The 14,770-nt window shown below is 28.9% G+C and carries 14 protein-coding genes; all 14 read left to right on the top strand.

The genetic code is table 11. The features are described from left to right. Nucleotides 1-369 precede the first annotated feature (369 nt). The 14 genes from SHI72_RS01480 (at nucleotide 370) to SHI72_RS01545 (ending at nucleotide 14,739) form a co-directional block, all read left to right on the top strand. Nucleotides 370-1,245, top strand: a complete 876-nt coding sequence (locus SHI72_RS01480) for a hypothetical protein (protein WP_323488828.1) — start codon at nucleotides 370-372, stop codon at nucleotides 1,243-1,245. A gap of 238 nt (nucleotides 1,246-1,483) precedes the next feature. Next, entirely contained in the window at nucleotides 1,484-1,789 is a 306-nt protein-coding gene (locus tag SHI72_RS01485; RefSeq protein ID WP_323488829.1) for a hypothetical protein, read from the top strand. 27 nt (nucleotides 1,790-1,816) lie between these two features. Then, nucleotides 1,817-2,092, top strand: a complete 276-nt coding sequence (locus tag SHI72_RS01490) for a tyrosine-type recombinase/integrase (RefSeq protein WP_323488830.1) — start codon at nucleotides 1,817-1,819, stop codon at nucleotides 2,090-2,092. Between the two features lie 156 nt (nucleotides 2,093-2,248). Continuing rightward, entirely contained in the window at nucleotides 2,249-2,725 is a 477-nt protein-coding gene (locus SHI72_RS01495) for a hypothetical protein (RefSeq protein WP_323488831.1), read from the top strand. A 170-nt stretch (nucleotides 2,726-2,895) separates the two neighbouring features. Further along, nucleotides 2,896-3,555 (top strand): hypothetical protein, encoded by a 660-nt coding sequence (locus SHI72_RS01500; protein WP_323488832.1) that lies wholly within the window; start codon nucleotides 2,896-2,898, stop codon nucleotides 3,553-3,555. Between the two features lie 289 nt (nucleotides 3,556-3,844). Further along, the gene (locus SHI72_RS01505) at nucleotides 3,845-5,032 is read left to right on the top strand and encodes a TlpA disulfide reductase family protein (protein ID WP_323488833.1); all 1,188 of its coding nucleotides are present in this window, start codon (nucleotides 3,845-3,847) and stop codon (nucleotides 5,030-5,032) included. 63 nt (nucleotides 5,033-5,095) lie between these two features. After that, complete coding sequence (locus SHI72_RS01510; protein WP_323488834.1) at nucleotides 5,096-5,539, top strand: 2-dehydro-3-deoxyphosphooctonate aldolase; 444 nt, start codon at nucleotides 5,096-5,098, stop codon at nucleotides 5,537-5,539. A gap of 33 nt (nucleotides 5,540-5,572) precedes the next feature. Then, nucleotides 5,573-6,349, top strand: coding sequence for a hypothetical protein (locus SHI72_RS01515; RefSeq protein WP_323488835.1), 777 nt, complete (start codon nucleotides 5,573-5,575; stop codon nucleotides 6,347-6,349). A 626-nt stretch (nucleotides 6,350-6,975) separates the two neighbouring features. Next, nucleotides 6,976-8,079, top strand: a complete 1,104-nt coding sequence (locus SHI72_RS01520; RefSeq protein ID WP_323488836.1) for a hypothetical protein — start codon at nucleotides 6,976-6,978, stop codon at nucleotides 8,077-8,079. A gap of 22 nt (nucleotides 8,080-8,101) precedes the next feature. Beyond that, complete coding sequence (locus tag SHI72_RS01525; RefSeq protein ID WP_323488837.1) at nucleotides 8,102-8,593, top strand: DUF4280 domain-containing protein; 492 nt, start codon at nucleotides 8,102-8,104, stop codon at nucleotides 8,591-8,593. 4 nt (nucleotides 8,594-8,597) lie between these two features. Further along, nucleotides 8,598-11,567, top strand: coding sequence for a hypothetical protein (locus SHI72_RS01530; RefSeq protein WP_323488838.1), 2,970 nt, complete (start codon nucleotides 8,598-8,600; stop codon nucleotides 11,565-11,567). A gap of 18 nt (nucleotides 11,568-11,585) precedes the next feature. Beyond that, nucleotides 11,586-12,545: a hypothetical protein gene (locus SHI72_RS01535; RefSeq protein WP_039120532.1), complete on the top strand. Its 960-nt coding sequence runs from the start codon at nucleotides 11,586-11,588 to the stop codon at nucleotides 12,543-12,545. 191 nt (nucleotides 12,546-12,736) lie between these two features. Further along, entirely contained in the window at nucleotides 12,737-13,750 is a 1,014-nt protein-coding gene (locus SHI72_RS01540; protein WP_323488839.1) for a hypothetical protein, read from the top strand. Between the two features lie 77 nt (nucleotides 13,751-13,827). Further along, nucleotides 13,828-14,739 (top strand): hypothetical protein, encoded by a 912-nt coding sequence (locus SHI72_RS01545; protein ID WP_323488840.1) that lies wholly within the window; start codon nucleotides 13,828-13,830, stop codon nucleotides 14,737-14,739. The last annotated feature ends 31 nt before the right edge of the window (nucleotides 14,740-14,770 follow it).

The following is a 14,770-nucleotide window of genomic DNA, read 5'->3' on the forward strand; positions in this document are numbered from 1 at the left end:
TGTTTTTGAAAAGAACGAATAGGTTTTTTCTCTTCTTTATATTAAAATGTTAAATTTTATTAAGAATGATAAATATTTATTTTTGAAAGATTATTCTTGTGTTTTTTATGTTGAGTTTTTGAAAAAATGCCTGTTGTTGGAAGTGTTCGAATTAAATATAATGCGAATATTACTGACTTTGCACATTTTTTTGTTATTGTGAATGATGATTGCGATAAGTCTCAAATAAATCTACTGTGTATTTTAGTTTATTTTTATAAAACATCAAATAGCTAGTGTTTCTAGAATTAGATTAAAATAGATTTATTTATGGATAATATAATATAATTATGAATTTAAAAAAAAATGTTCTTTTGCTGTTAAAAATTTATGATGAAAAATCTTTCTGGAAAGGCATTAAAAATTTCTACTATAATTGTATTATTTGTATTATTTGGGATATTGGGGTATTCTTACAATCAATATGTATATGCTCAAACAGTAGCTAATGATTTAAAAGTAGAAAAAATAGAACTGGTAAAGAATTTAATAGAATCAAAAAAAGAACTTGAAACTGCTATTTCCGAAAATATTTATTATAAAGATGAATTGATTAACGAAAAGCAAAAAGTAGAAAATTTATTATATGAAATAAAGAATACTAATGTTGATGCTGTAGTTATAATAAAATATAAAAAAGAAGTACTTCGATTGAAAAGAATTGTTTCTCTTATGCAAAAAGAAAAAATAAAATTATCAAAAATTGCGAAATTGTATAAAATGCAAAGAGACAGTACAAAAATGATTTTAGGTAGTGTAAAGAAAAAAAATGACACTCTCATTGCTTGGAATAATTATTTGAAGGAAATACAAAAAAACAGCAACGAAATTGTATTGACTAATCTTGAAGTACAGTCTTTTAAAGAGGAGAGAGGAAAGTTTACAGTTACTGATAAAGCAAAAAAAGTAAATATCTTAAAAATTTCTTTTACAATAGTGGGGTTTTTAAATTCGGGGCTTTCTTTGAAAAAAAAATATTATGTTCAGGTTATTGATAGTGAGAATAATATATTGGGTGAAAATAAGGAAATCAAATTTGGAAATTCTGTTTTGAATTACAGTTATATTTCTAATGTAAAATATCCAAATGATTCATTGAAATTTGAACATGAAATTAGAATGAAAGAGTTTAAAAAAGGAATTCATTTTGTTAATGTATTTGATAAAGGAAAACTAACAAATAAAGATAAGTTTGTGCTGAGATAGTCCCGTGAACGTAACGAATATAAAAGTTTCAACGAAAGTTTAGAAACAAAAAAAGCTTTAGAGTAATCTGAAGCTTTTTGATTTTACGGGAACAGGACTCAAACCTGTGTTGCTGCTTTAATTATTAGCATTTGTAAATAGACAGTCATAAATGGAGGAACGTATAAGTCTAGTCATATACGTTCCTATTTTATTGTAAAAACTTCCTGAACTATGCAAATAAAAATAATAAAATATCATGGAAATAGCTGAAACTAAAAAATTAGAGAATCTTAAAAAAATAATGAGTAACATGGAATTTTTCACAAAACTAAACCCCGATGCTGTTAATAATTTGCTTAGCGTACCAATAAAATTATCTTCTTATTATGAATTAAATCTAATGGTTTCTTCTTTGCTTAAAACAAGTATTAGTTTACTTAAAAATGATATTTCCTCTGGAATCGCAATTGATTTAATAATCTTACTTGAAATTGCTTTACAGCTTCTTCCTGAGGATGAAATGGAGTTGCTGGATAAGATACGTGAAATAGATAAAAGGTAATGTGGGGGTGTAATCTGTACACACAAAGTGAATCAGGTATTGTTTTGTAAATTTAAATTGAGTTGTCTTGAAAAAAGTTTACAAAGTGTATTAAAACAAGTACTTAAAAAAGTTAGTATAACAAAACCTATAAGTTTGCATTGGTTGCGCCATAGCTTTGCTACTCATTTACTTGAAAGCGGAACTGATTTAAGATATATTCAAGAATTTTTAGGTCATCAAAGCAGCAAGACCACCAAAATTTACACTCATGTTAGTACGAAAAGTATTCTACAAATAAAAAGCTCATTTGATGATTCATGAAATAAAAATCCTATTTTTGAAAATAAATAAACACGGGCATTTATTAGGTATATCGACCCAATTTAGGGTAGATAAATCGGATGTCGTCAGACATATATGCAAGTTAGTAGCTATTTTCCTGACACGAGCCTTCTAAAAATAAATAAATATTTAAATATGGGACATAATACAAATGCTTTAATAGCGAAAATGCCTATTAACCTTGAAAAGATAAAATTTTATGGATTGGCAGTGGCTTTTGAAAATGATTATGCTATTATTTTTCTTGACGAAAGCCACCTTTTCCATTGGTATTTTAAACTAAAATTAGACTATCATTCTGATAATGATAAATTAGATTTAGGTGGTGAATTAGTTCATTTCTTTGCTAAAGAAATTGAACTTGAGGAATATTTACTCGTTCATTTAGATGATTATTATTATGCAGAATTATATAAGAATACTATCAAAACAGATGAAGGAGAAATCAATTTAATGCTACAAAAAATAGGAGTTGAAGTAATCGATAAACAAAATGAATTTGATGAACTAAATCTCAATGAATATCGAATGCCTGAATGCTTTTACTGGGAGGGAGATGCAAATTGGGCTAAACTTTATAAAAATATTATAGGTGGATTTATAAATAAATAAACAGCTACTAACAGGTACTACAACAGATTTGGGCAATAGGCTTAATTTGAAATTGGTTTTGTATTTGGAAGATTTGGCAAATCCGAAAGATAACGCTGATTTATCCCAAACTGCTTGTAGCGCGAGAACGTTAGTGGTCATTTTAAGAGAGCAAACACGACAGTATAATTATGAGCTGGACAGACAATAAGACATTATTAGAATATTCAAAATATACACCTTGTCAAGACATATTTCAAGCTGTCTGTGACGAACTCGGCAAACATTATGAGACAAAAGGGTTTAAATATTCACGCTCCCGGCCAAAATTGACGATTGACAAAGATAACATCAAACTTGTAATCGCATTTTGGTCAAGTAGAAGTAATACTCCTGGCGAATGGGTGAATCTTGAAATTTCACCGAATTTCTATTCCAAACAGTTGGCTAAAACAAGTAACATCAAAGGTTTTCTATTTGGTCATACTGGTCTCTTCTATCATAAGTATTCAGACAATCCCAAAGAAATAATGGTCAAACAAATATTTGGTGGTGAAACGGAAAGAGTTGATGAATACAGTAGCGAATCAAAAATTATTGAAAGCAATAACTGCAATGTTTATGGAATTGACAAAGAGAAATTCGATTCAATTGTGAAGTTTATTGATAACAAAATTGTTCCTTGGACGTCAAAACTTGCGACCGAAGAAGGAATAATTGAATTACTAACAAACGCAAGTCCGACAAGAGTTTGGTCATTAAACGGGAAAGGCTCAAATTCCGACTTTATAAAGTATGTTCAACTCAATTTCCCAAATATCAATATTGAAAATGAACTCGATAAACAATAAAAAACGAACCGCTAACACACGCTACAAGCAATTTGGGGATTTGGCTTAATTTAAATATGGTTTTGTATTTGGGATGATTTGCTTCGCCTGTTTCGCTATCGCTCGGGTGGCAAATCCGAAAGATAACGCTGATTTAATCCCAACCTGCTGTAGTCCCAGAACGTTAGCTATCAGTATACAGCATATCAATATTAAAGCTAAAATATGAGAGTTACGTATTTGCCAAATTTAGGAATCGAAATTCAATAAGATTTCTTGTTTTTTTATTAAAATTTTAAAATTAATGTACATGAATTTAAAACTTTCAATTTTCTTTTTAGTTCTTCCATTTATAATGATAGCTCAACACAATTTTGTGTTAAATGGTGTCTGCTCCAAAAACGCTAACAAAGAAAAAATTTATTTGACATATAAAATCAACGGCAAGAGCATTACCAAATCTTCAGAGATTTATAACAATAAATTTGTATTTAAAGGAGAAATTGATTTCCCAGTTAAAGCAATTATTTGTACTGACCCTAGATTTTATATGACAAACTTAAATTCAAAAATATTTTATTTGGAGCCGTCTGCAATGAGTGTTAAACTCGATATTGATGATTTGAATTCTATAGTAATAAATGGTTCTAAAACGAACGATGAATTTTATGCATTACAAAATACAACGGAAAAGGAAAAAATTCACAGAAAAATTGATTCTATCAGGGAATTGAGTAGGTTTTATTCTGATAAAATGACTGCAACAAGTGATAATTCTTTAAAAATTCAATTTCAAAAGAGTTTAGATTCGCTGGATCAACAGTTGGATCAATGGGTGGATCAAAATATAAAAATAAATAGGCAATCGGATTTTGAATTTATAAAAAAAAATCTAAATTCATTTATAGCACCTGACTTATTAGATCGCATATTAGCAGAAGAGGATAATCAAATTCCATATGATACAATTAAAAATTTATACGATAAATTAGGACCAGAAGTGAAAAAATCTTACGGCGGAAAACAATTGGCTGAAAAATTAAATTATTTTAAAAATAGTAGAATTGGAAGCTTAGCCCCTGATTTTAAGGTAAATGATGTGAATGCTAACTTGTTGCAACTTAGCTCATATAAAAACAACAAATATGTGCTTCTTGATTTTTGGGCAAGTTGGTGTGGCCCTTGCAGAGAAGATTTTCCTTTTCTAAAAGAAATGTACTCTAAATATCAACACAAAGGCTTTGAAATTATAAGTGTTACAAAGGATGAAAAACTAGATTTGTGGAGAGCTACAATACAAAAAGAAAATATTGAAAAATGGAAACATTTTTCAATCAAAGAAAATAAAAGCACAATTGAAAACACCTATGCAGTAACAGGAATTCCAGTAAAAATCTTAATCGATAAAGATGGAAATATCATCGGCAGATGGATAGGTAGCAGTGCAGAAATCAAAGCAGAAATCGAAAATATGATTACTGAAATGTTTCACAACTAATAGATAATATATACCCGCTGTAGTACAGGAACGTTAGCTAACATTGTAAAAAAAAGATTCTCTATGAAAACATTTTTTCCCTTAATTTTATTATTCTTTCTGTCTTGTAATAATAAACAAAAGCAACTGGAAGAAGCGCTTTTAAAAAAAGAAGGACAGGTTGAACTGGATTACTTTCACTTGCTTGATCAAAGTTCTGATAAGAGTTATGGCTTTACTGAATCTAATCCAATTAAAGTTGGAGGAAGTTCCGAAAGTATGGGGCCAAAAAATGAGCGAAGATTTTTAAGTGCGTTAAAAGGTCCAAATGGAGAAACAGTTAGATTTTACAGAGAAGGAAGTTGTTGTCTTTTTGAAACTCCTAATGTAGAAAAAGGAATGAAAGGTTCACTTGATACTTATAAAGTATATTGGGAAAATATGATGGATGATACTCTACGAATTTACATAAATATGTACGATAAAGACAGTTTAATGATTCCTGTAGGTTTGACTTCAAAAAAATAACCAAAAGGTTACCTGCTATTTTAAACAAACACTATGCAAATACAACCATTAACATCGAATCAGTCAAGTGAGGAAAATTTATTTGACAGTTTTGTAATCGAAAATCTAAAATCTTTCGATGAGCTAATTGAAATTTATCAGACTTATAAACAAAATAATTCTGATAAGACAATAATTTTGACACTTGATGATTTAGGGCAAGCTGAATATACAAGTGGACATTCGATAAATTCAAATGATCTTGACGAAACAGAAGGATATGACTTATCAGGGCTTGATAAATCGTGTTTTGAAGATGGCGAACATTTGGGCTATCTTTCAACACCATCTGAGTTTTTCATTAGAAAGGAAAACTTATTAAAACAAGCAAAAGGCATTGACTTCGCATCTGTTTGTGAAAGAAAATTAACAATTGACGAAGCCGAAATTTTAATTTTAGAGAAAGTTAATCGAACGCCACTTGATTACTTAGACGAACAGGTAATTCTTAAAATTGTTCCTGTAGAAAAATCATATGAAGGAATTTGCGGTTTCCCGAATGGTTATTTTGAAAGCGACCTAAATCCTTTTGAAAATTATGCTTTAGCAAAACACTTATTTGAAAAATACAATTTTGAACTTTTTGGAATAGGTGCTTCACTTTTAGGTTTCTTTAGAAATGAGAAATTGGAAGAAAATAAAACAAAAGAATTAATTTCAGATTTATCAAAATTATACAACGTTAACGAAACTGCATTCGGTAAATTCTTTGAAATAATTAAAAGTAATAATTATCTGTTTTTAAAATACTGTGAATACTTGGAAGAATAAAAAAAAGTGATCTTCGAAGTGTTCTTATGAAAAGTTATGGTGAATGTCCCCTGACTTCGCACTCGAAATCTAAATAAAGAAGAAAAAGGAATATAATTTTTTAAGAATCAGGCAATAGATTAGATGATCTAAAAAATACTTTATGTTAGTTTCTTGCGGAGATTGTTTCGCCAGTTCGTGTCTTCGTTCCTCAGGATGATAAGTTTACGATTTTTTTATACACAGAATTTTTGTAGGCCCGTTTGTGAAAAGTTATGCAACTATTAATGTTGTAAATCTAAATAAATAAAAAAAGCTTCAGGGAAATCTGAAGCTTTTTGTCTTAGTAGCGGGAAGCATTCAAATATCTAACCAGATTATTATAATCTTATTGAATGTGCATCATAAATTTAATTTTTAAATTCTGCTATAACCTTTTTGAAGAATAAAAAGAAGCCTACCAAATATATTGTGTTCCTATTGTTTCTTTAAATATGTAAAATTATTTATTGGGAAGACAGATCAATACATCAAGCTTCTGTTTTTTAAATGCGAAATTTGCTGTTAAAAAATTAATTTAAAATACTTTTTTTTTAAAACTAAAACTTACATTTACATCAAAAAAATAACAAACCTTTTCTTAATATATGCCCAGTTTAGAAAAAATAAATTTTTATAAAGACCGTAAGTTAAAACATAGTAATTTTAATGAAATAAGAAAATTCGGATACAGGTATCAAGATTTTGAAAATGAAAAACTTATTAAAGAAGTGCATTACGAAGTCGACATAAACTGTAAAACCCGCCATAGTTATAATGATTTTATTTTTGAAATAAACCGAAAACAAGTCTATGTTGACAATAAGGAACCAGATCTATTAGTAGAGCAAATGCTGGAAAAATGTGCTAAAGCAATTTTTCCGATAAGAATTATACCTGCTGAGGATGGTACACTATCTGAGATCGACAATCATGATGAAATTCTACAAAGATGGCGCTCATTAAAAGAACATCTTGGTTCTTATTATTATAGTGACGTTGCTTATAAAATATTAAATAAAGTCCATAAACTAATTTTAAACAAACAAGAACTTGAAAAGTCGTTAAATCAAGATTGGTTTTTTCATCTATATTTTTCTCCTCTCTATATTGACTATCCTCTGGAAACATCACAAATATATAAATGGAAATCGCCTGTTTTTGGTAATCAGTCTATTGGTTATAATGTAAATCATACTATCGAGGAATATTACACTGCTACTGATAAAATTATTATTAATGCTAAAGGCAAAAGTAGTGATGAGCGTTCAATTGAAGAAGTTTTACAGGGAATTGATTACCCAAAGGCAAAATTACAGGGTATAGCCTATAAAACTTTAGAATCAGAAATGGAAGTAAAATATAAACTTTATGCAGAGGACAGATCAATATTTTCGATTATTTCTACTTATGAAACTAAAATAAATGACACTAAAAACAAAACACAAAAAATATCATTATACCATTTGGTAGATGATAAATTTTTTAGGCCTGAGTCTGATCTTGGAGCACGTAGGGCACAGGAACAATTTAAAAGCTTTCAAACTGCAGGAGACGAAGATATTATAGATATAAGTAAAAGATTGAAAGATTTTAAATATACTCCCAGTTCAAAAGAGCCTCATGAAAAAATAAGTCTATTTGTAGAAGAAATCCCAACTCTCCAAAGAAAAAGCTCATTAGAGAGATTCTTAAAGATGTTTAAAAAATAAGATAATTTAATCCCAGATTATTATGGCTGAAAAACATTTTGTTGTTCAAGGAGCAACCTGTGAATGTAAATTTAGTGTTGAACCCAAAATTGATAAGTTAAAAGTTAAAACACATTCGAAGCATTATGCAAATGATAAAGACGGAAAGGATAAACTTATTGGCACTGACAAAGAAATTGGGCAGACATTAGAAAAAAATACTTTTGGTAAATGTAAAATGCAGCCCAACGGAAGCGGAGATTATCTGCCTTGTCAGGCGGTAATTACAAAATGGAGTGGTTTTTATGAAAAAGTAATTTTATCTAATAAAGGCAAAATATTACTTGAAGATAGCAAAGCTACTTGTCCGATAGGAGGGGCTGACTGCATCACAATAAAAAATCATGGACAAGTTGCTGAAGTTTCTAAACAAAATGTAAAAAACAGTGATAATGAAATAAATGCACAAATATTCCCAGGAATAGACCTGAGTAATTTAGAAACAAAAAATATACAACTGCCAATTAAAGATTAGTATTATGTCAAAACTTAAATTAAAAGTTAATCCTGGAATTAATGATATTTACAATCCTAATAATTCATTTATTAAAATTGGAAATTCCAATTCTAAGCCAAATAGTAAAAATGAACTCGGAAATAATAATCCTATTGTTCATGCTGTAATAGAAAATTGGAATGAATTATCAGAGACTGAAAAAAATGATACTGTTTGGATATGGAGTTTACTAGAGAACAAGTTAGCATTTAAAGATAACGACTATAATAAATTTATTGGTAAAGGATACTCTGGTGGAAATTTCAGCCTTCCAACAATTTACAGTGGTAATGCAATTGCTTGGTTAGAGCCCTACATATATGGAGTTAGCTCTCCAACAGGTAATCCTAAAAAGGGGCTTTTTGTGTCAGGAAAAGCAACTCCAAAAGTGATTGGTTATGAATGGAGAAAGTATTCATCGAACAATGATGGAGCCATCATAAAGGGAGATATCAAATATGGAGAAACAATACAACTTCATATCTATACGGAAGGGTTATATGGAGATGAAATATTAATTGATCTTTATGATGTACAATTTGAAGATGAGGATTTACCTTTATTTGAAAAAGATAACGGCGTATATCAAAAAGTACCCAGACCTAAAGAGGAGATTAATAAAGAAAATGTACCCATCTCTCACAAAACATTAACGAGAGAAGTAAAAGTGCATAATGATTTACAAGATCGAGTTATTAACTGTGAATTATACACCCTAAAGATAATTGATGAAAGCAAGAATGAAACGATAAAAAAATCAGTGCAAAAGTGCATTGTAAATATTTATGTAGATCCCGTTTGGGCTTTTTTTGTTAATAAGGAAAAAAATAACTCTCAAGGTAGCGATAATTCTGTTGAGATGAAAGCTTGTATATTCACGGCAGTTAATAATCAATATTTAAAGATAGAAAAATCTGAAAACCAGCCTCTTGTAAGAGTGTTAGGCAGGACATATGAAAAAACTGCTTTAGAGCCCGAAGGAAATAAAGTTTTAGTTGCGGGTACAATAGAAACTTCAATTGCTAATTTTTTGCCATGTCGCTTTAACAGAGCTGTTGGTAAATATGCAAGAGGAGAAGAGACGGTTGAAATCGAAATCTATAATATTCAAAATAATCTAAACTTAACCAAATTAGTTTTCCCTCTGACAGCTGGTATAAAAGAAGCCAGAAAAGATTTTACAGTAGAATTAGAGGGTTTACAAACCAGTGAATGTATTTATATAGACAATCCCGATAAAAAGCATGCTGGTCGTGTAATTGATATTTCTGAAATTAAAAAATTAATTGAAAACGGTAAAGACAAAAGAAGCGAAAAATGGAGATTAGCAGAGTATAAAAGCAACAGTGTTTCAAAAGAAAACCCTAATGTAGAAGCTAAAAATCATGGTTCTGATGAAAGTATTATTACAAACAGTTTTAAATTTATAAATGGTATTTCATCTCTAAAATCGCAAGCCTCTTTTAAAGTTTTAGAAGAGCATAAGCCTTTTGTTTTGCAGCCCCCAACAGATGAAAAATTAGAATTACAGGTAGGTTATGACTTTACAAATGGAAAAAAAGTCAGCGCATTACGTGGATTACTGCAAACTTTATGGCCGAATACTGAAAGTTTAGCACAAAAATACACTGTTAACTTACATACATGCTGTCCTGATATACCTTTAGATATTATGGTTTATCCTGATACTAAGTGGACATTGCAATTAGCGTTTAACTATGATGGTGAAGAATTTAATAAGTTGCGAGATATCTATCACGACAAATGGAAACTTAAGGAACTGGAAGCAAAAGATGATCTAAAAAAATTAAAGGCAAAATCTGAGAACCTTGATTCTGATGAAAAAAAGAAACGCAAAAAACTAAAAGAAGCAAAACTTAAAGCAAAAAAAGCTAAAGCTAAAGCAAAAAGAAAACAGTCCTATAAAAGCCAGGCTTCGCACATGATTAGCAACACTACAAACGTAGGGCTAATTGATTGTGAGTTTTCGCTCATATGTGAGTTTGATCGTCCTCACCAGGCTTTAGAGCTATCATCAGGCATGCCCGAAATAACCGATTTCTTAAAAAAAATAGGAGATATTAAAGATTTGATTGAAAGCATCTTTAATGGTGCAAACGACAAAACTACTCAGAATTCGCCTAATGAAGAAGAATTTAACGAAAAATCAAAAGAAAGAAAAAAGAAAGTAGATAAAAAGCTTAAATCAAAAAAATCTAATTGGAGTTTTGAGTTTATCCCTCCAAGTGTAGGAGTATCCGTAAGCTGGTATGCTGACCCTCCAAAAGATTTGTACACCCCTGTAATGGGCACAATGATAGAAGGCGCTATAGATCTTGATCCTCTTTTTGGGTTTGAAATTAAATATGATGTATACCAATTATTATATAAACTTAAACATCCTGCTGTATTAGCTGTTGTTGCTACTTTGGACATTTTAGATGAAGCAATGGGAGATAATTTTGATATCGATCTAAATCTTATTATTACCTCTGAAATCAGTGGTTCTCTAAAAGGAACAATAAATACAGCAGAAGGCAGTAAGTATACAGAACGCTTGATGAAAGACGACGATGACACTCCTTGTAAGGTAGGTGGTAAAGTTATGCTTACTTTAATCGGAGAAATTCAAATTAATGGAACATACCAATTTCTTAAATTCAAGAAAAAAGCATTTTATGGTCAAGTTTCTGCCGAATGTACTACTGGAATATCAATTGAATGTGTCACCAAAGCTGATAAAAGTAGTATTTATATAGAACCAGAAATTAAATTCGAAGGATTACTTCTTAAAGTGAGTGCTTCAGCTGGTTTAACAAATTATGAAGCAGGTGATAAAATTAATGATTTAAAAGAAAGAGATGGAATGCATTATGATGCACAAGGAAAACTTGTTGTACTTGACCCTTATGAGTGGGAAACTGGCTGGAAACTCCCTATAATTTCTACATAATATAAAAAAAAACATAAAATGAAAAAAACAATTCAACTAATTTTATTATGTGTATTTCTTCAAAGCTGTGCACAAAATGATCAAAATATAAATATAAACATGAAAAATTTAATTGATAATTTAAAAAAATATGATTTTGAACCAATATATCAAATTAAAGTAAAAAGTAATTTATCATATACAATAGCAATAAATGGCATTCCAATTCTAAATAAATATGAAGCAGATTTATTTTTTTCTGGAAACAATATTAACAATTGTATTCAAAAAAGTGGTATTCAAAAAATAGATATAAAATTATTCCCTCCAATAAAAGAGGATGGTACTTTCGAAGATTATATTGGAAATAATTCATTTGAGTTGACTATTGAACAAACTGCATGGGATCGTAATGGAAATTTAGAAAAACCAAAAAGCATTTCAAACTATCAATTATCAAAAATAGATTTATCTAATTTTAAAAGTTATTCTTATAATTATGATTTTAAAGCAGATGTACCTTATGAACTAATCGATTGGAATGAAGGAGAAAAATTTGATCTAAAAGATAGCTTAAAATTAAAAGAAAAAGCAATTCATTTTTATGAAAAATTAAAATATTCTTTTGAGAACAAAGAAGGAGAAAAATATTCCAACAGTCTTCAAAAAGGACTATTTAATATATATCAAGCTAATTACTATACTAAAAAAGATGCTTTAGATAACTATATTAAAAAAATTGAATTTATAAATAATGAAGAAATAAGTTTATCCTCATTTGAAAATTATAAAGTTCAAATCTTAGGTAATAACAATAATTTAATTAGTTTAAAAAGAATAGATGGCTATAATATTGGCGAGGGAATTCTTAGAAGATATTATACCAAAAATAATGCAGAAAAAGTTCAAATTGATGATGTGATTTTATATAAACCTAAAGGAAGTGATGACTTTGAAGTAATATGGTATATGAATCAGATGAAAGGAGCTTCTATGTAAACTTGAATTTTTGAGAAAATTTAAAATATTTATTTCATGACCAAAAGTAATGTAATCGTAACAGAGGTTCTCAACCTAATTATTTAACTAAATAAAGTAGATAATTTCCATGTAGATAATTGCTGTACTTTAAAAATGGTATAAAACACAATAGGTACCTCCTGCAATTTTATTTAAAAAAAAACAAAGAAATGAAGATTTTTTTTATAACAATCTTGCTAAGCATCAACTTACTAAGTTGTAACTCACAAGAAAAAAATACTATGAAGGAAAACCCTTTATTAAATAATTTAAAAAAATATCCTTACGAACCCATTTATCAGTTACAAGTTGAAACTTTATATAATTATGATATTTGGGCTAATGATGTTTTGATTCTAACAAAACACAACAATGTTATGAATGTTTTTGGAACTTTTGATAATTCATTCATACTTAAAAGTGGTTCACAAAAACTAAAAGTAAAAATTTATCCTCATATTCCTTTTGGCGAAGGGCAAGTTACTCCAAATGAATATCTAAAGAATGGAATCAAATTTAAATTAAAAGTAGAACAAACAGCCTGGGAAAATGGAAGTTTGGAAGAGCCTAAACTTATTATGAATTATGAACTACCACAATATCAACGTGATGTGAATAATGAGGAAGATTACAGTAAGCCTATCGATTATAGTAAATTAAAAGAATTTACGACAGAATTAGATTTTATAGCTAAGGTGCCTTATAGTTTATATAGTTGGGAAGATAGCGAAGATTTAACAAAAACAGATACCCTGGATCTAAAAAAGAAAGTATTAGCTTTTTATAATGAATTTAGAAGCAGTATTGAAGACGGAAATAGTGATTTTTACCTCAATAGTATCACAAAAGCTGAATTTAATTATTTTCAAAGTAATTACTTCACAATTGAAAGTGCAAAATCAAAAAGTAATAAATGGATTGATTTCGTTGCGAAAGGAAAAACTTTTGAACCTATAGATAGCGGTAAGCTTGAATTTTATGGTAATGGCAAAATTGTAAGTATTAGAGGAGTTAAATCATGGGATAAAAATGAAGGAATTTTAAGATATCGTTATAAAAAAGGAGCTTTTAATTACGTACTAGTTTTTGACATTTTTTTACATAGACCTAAAGGCGCAAAAGATTTTGAAATAATTCGATATAGTATGATCGATAAAAACTTCTTAAAGGGAGAAGCAAAATGATAAATCTAAGATGGATATCTCTTTGTTTTTTATTTTTTGTTGTGAATTGTAATTCACAACAAAAAATAGAAAACACAATGAATACAGAACAAAGAATATCTTTTATAGCAGGTAAAATAAAATACTTTGATTACCAACCAATATACAGAATAAAAATAGAAACAACACTTAATTACGAAGTAACAATTAATGATTTGCCTGTTGCAAGAAAATTCAATAATGATGTTGGCACTCTTTTGCTTCCTATTAATTATGCCCTTCTTAAAAGTGGCACACAACAATTACAAATAAAAATTTATCCTTCATATAAAGACAAATATACACCAAACCCTTTTTTTAGTAATAATCCAAAATTCAGCTTTGAAATTGAAAAAACGGCAAGAGATAAAAATGGTAATTTAGAAGAACCTAAAATAGTTTTGAACTACGAACTTCCTAAATATGAAGTAGATAATAATGGGAGTTTTGATCATAGCAAACCTATTGATTACAGCCAGCAAAATATATTAGTTAAAGATTTTAGCTTTATAGCAAACATACCGTATGAACTTAAAGGTTGGTCAGAAAGTGAAGATCTCAGCAAAATGAATCAAGAAGCTTTACATGAAAAAGTATTAAAATTCTGTGAGACTTTGGTTTACAAATATAAAGAAGAAGATTTTGACTATGTCAAAACGCAATATTTAAATGCCGATATTGAGTGGTATCAATCGGAGTATTTAAAACCAGATGTTATAAAAAAATATCAAAATGCCATGAATATGAATAAAGGTAAATTTACAAATAATTTTATCCCCCTAAATAAATACAAAATGGCACTTTACGGTAATAATAAAATAATTAGTATTGAAAGAAATGATGTCGAGAATAAGGGGAAATCGTTCTTTTTGCACGAAAAAATAGATAAAGAAGGAAACAAAAAGATAGTCTCATTAGATTTATATCTCCACATTCCCAAAGGCTCAAAAGAATTAGAAATTATACGTTAAATGAAAATTAGAAATAAGTTATGCTTTTCTT

Origin of the sequence: Flavobacterium sp. PL02 (assembly GCF_035013205.1) — a bacterium.
Lineage (GTDB): Bacteria > Bacteroidota > Bacteroidia > Flavobacteriales > Flavobacteriaceae > Flavobacterium.

What these genes read in the sequence shown, in the direction of transcription:
- SHI72_RS01515 (WP_323488835.1), top strand. Translation starts at nt 5,573, where the DNA reads ATGCAAATACAACCATTAACATCGAATCAGTCAAGTGAGGAAAATTTA.
- SHI72_RS01530 (WP_323488838.1), top strand. Translation starts at nt 8,598, where the DNA reads ATGTCAAAACTTAAATTAAAAGTTAATCCTGGAATTAATGATATTTAC.
- SHI72_RS01505 (WP_323488833.1), top strand. Translation starts at nt 3,845, where the DNA reads ATGAATTTAAAACTTTCAATTTTCTTTTTAGTTCTTCCATTTATAATG.
- SHI72_RS01540 (WP_323488839.1), top strand. Translation starts at nt 12,737, where the DNA reads ATGAAGATTTTTTTTATAACAATCTTGCTAAGCATCAACTTACTAAGT.
- SHI72_RS01485 (WP_323488829.1), top strand. Translation starts at nt 1,484, where the DNA reads ATGGAAATAGCTGAAACTAAAAAATTAGAGAATCTTAAAAAAATAATG.
- SHI72_RS01525 (WP_323488837.1), top strand. Translation starts at nt 8,102, where the DNA reads ATGGCTGAAAAACATTTTGTTGTTCAAGGAGCAACCTGTGAATGTAAA.
- SHI72_RS01535 (WP_039120532.1), top strand. Translation starts at nt 11,586, where the DNA reads ATGAAAAAAACAATTCAACTAATTTTATTATGTGTATTTCTTCAAAGC.
- SHI72_RS01495 (WP_323488831.1), top strand. Translation starts at nt 2,249, where the DNA reads ATGGGACATAATACAAATGCTTTAATAGCGAAAATGCCTATTAACCTT.
- SHI72_RS01520 (WP_323488836.1), top strand. Translation starts at nt 6,976, where the DNA reads ATGCCCAGTTTAGAAAAAATAAATTTTTATAAAGACCGTAAGTTAAAA.
- SHI72_RS01500 (WP_323488832.1), top strand. Translation starts at nt 2,896, where the DNA reads ATGAGCTGGACAGACAATAAGACATTATTAGAATATTCAAAATATACA.
- SHI72_RS01480 (WP_323488828.1), top strand. Translation starts at nt 370, where the DNA reads ATGATGAAAAATCTTTCTGGAAAGGCATTAAAAATTTCTACTATAATT.
- SHI72_RS01510 (WP_323488834.1), top strand. Translation starts at nt 5,096, where the DNA reads ATGAAAACATTTTTTCCCTTAATTTTATTATTCTTTCTGTCTTGTAAT.
- SHI72_RS01545 (WP_323488840.1), top strand. Translation starts at nt 13,828, where the DNA reads ATGAATACAGAACAAAGAATATCTTTTATAGCAGGTAAAATAAAATAC.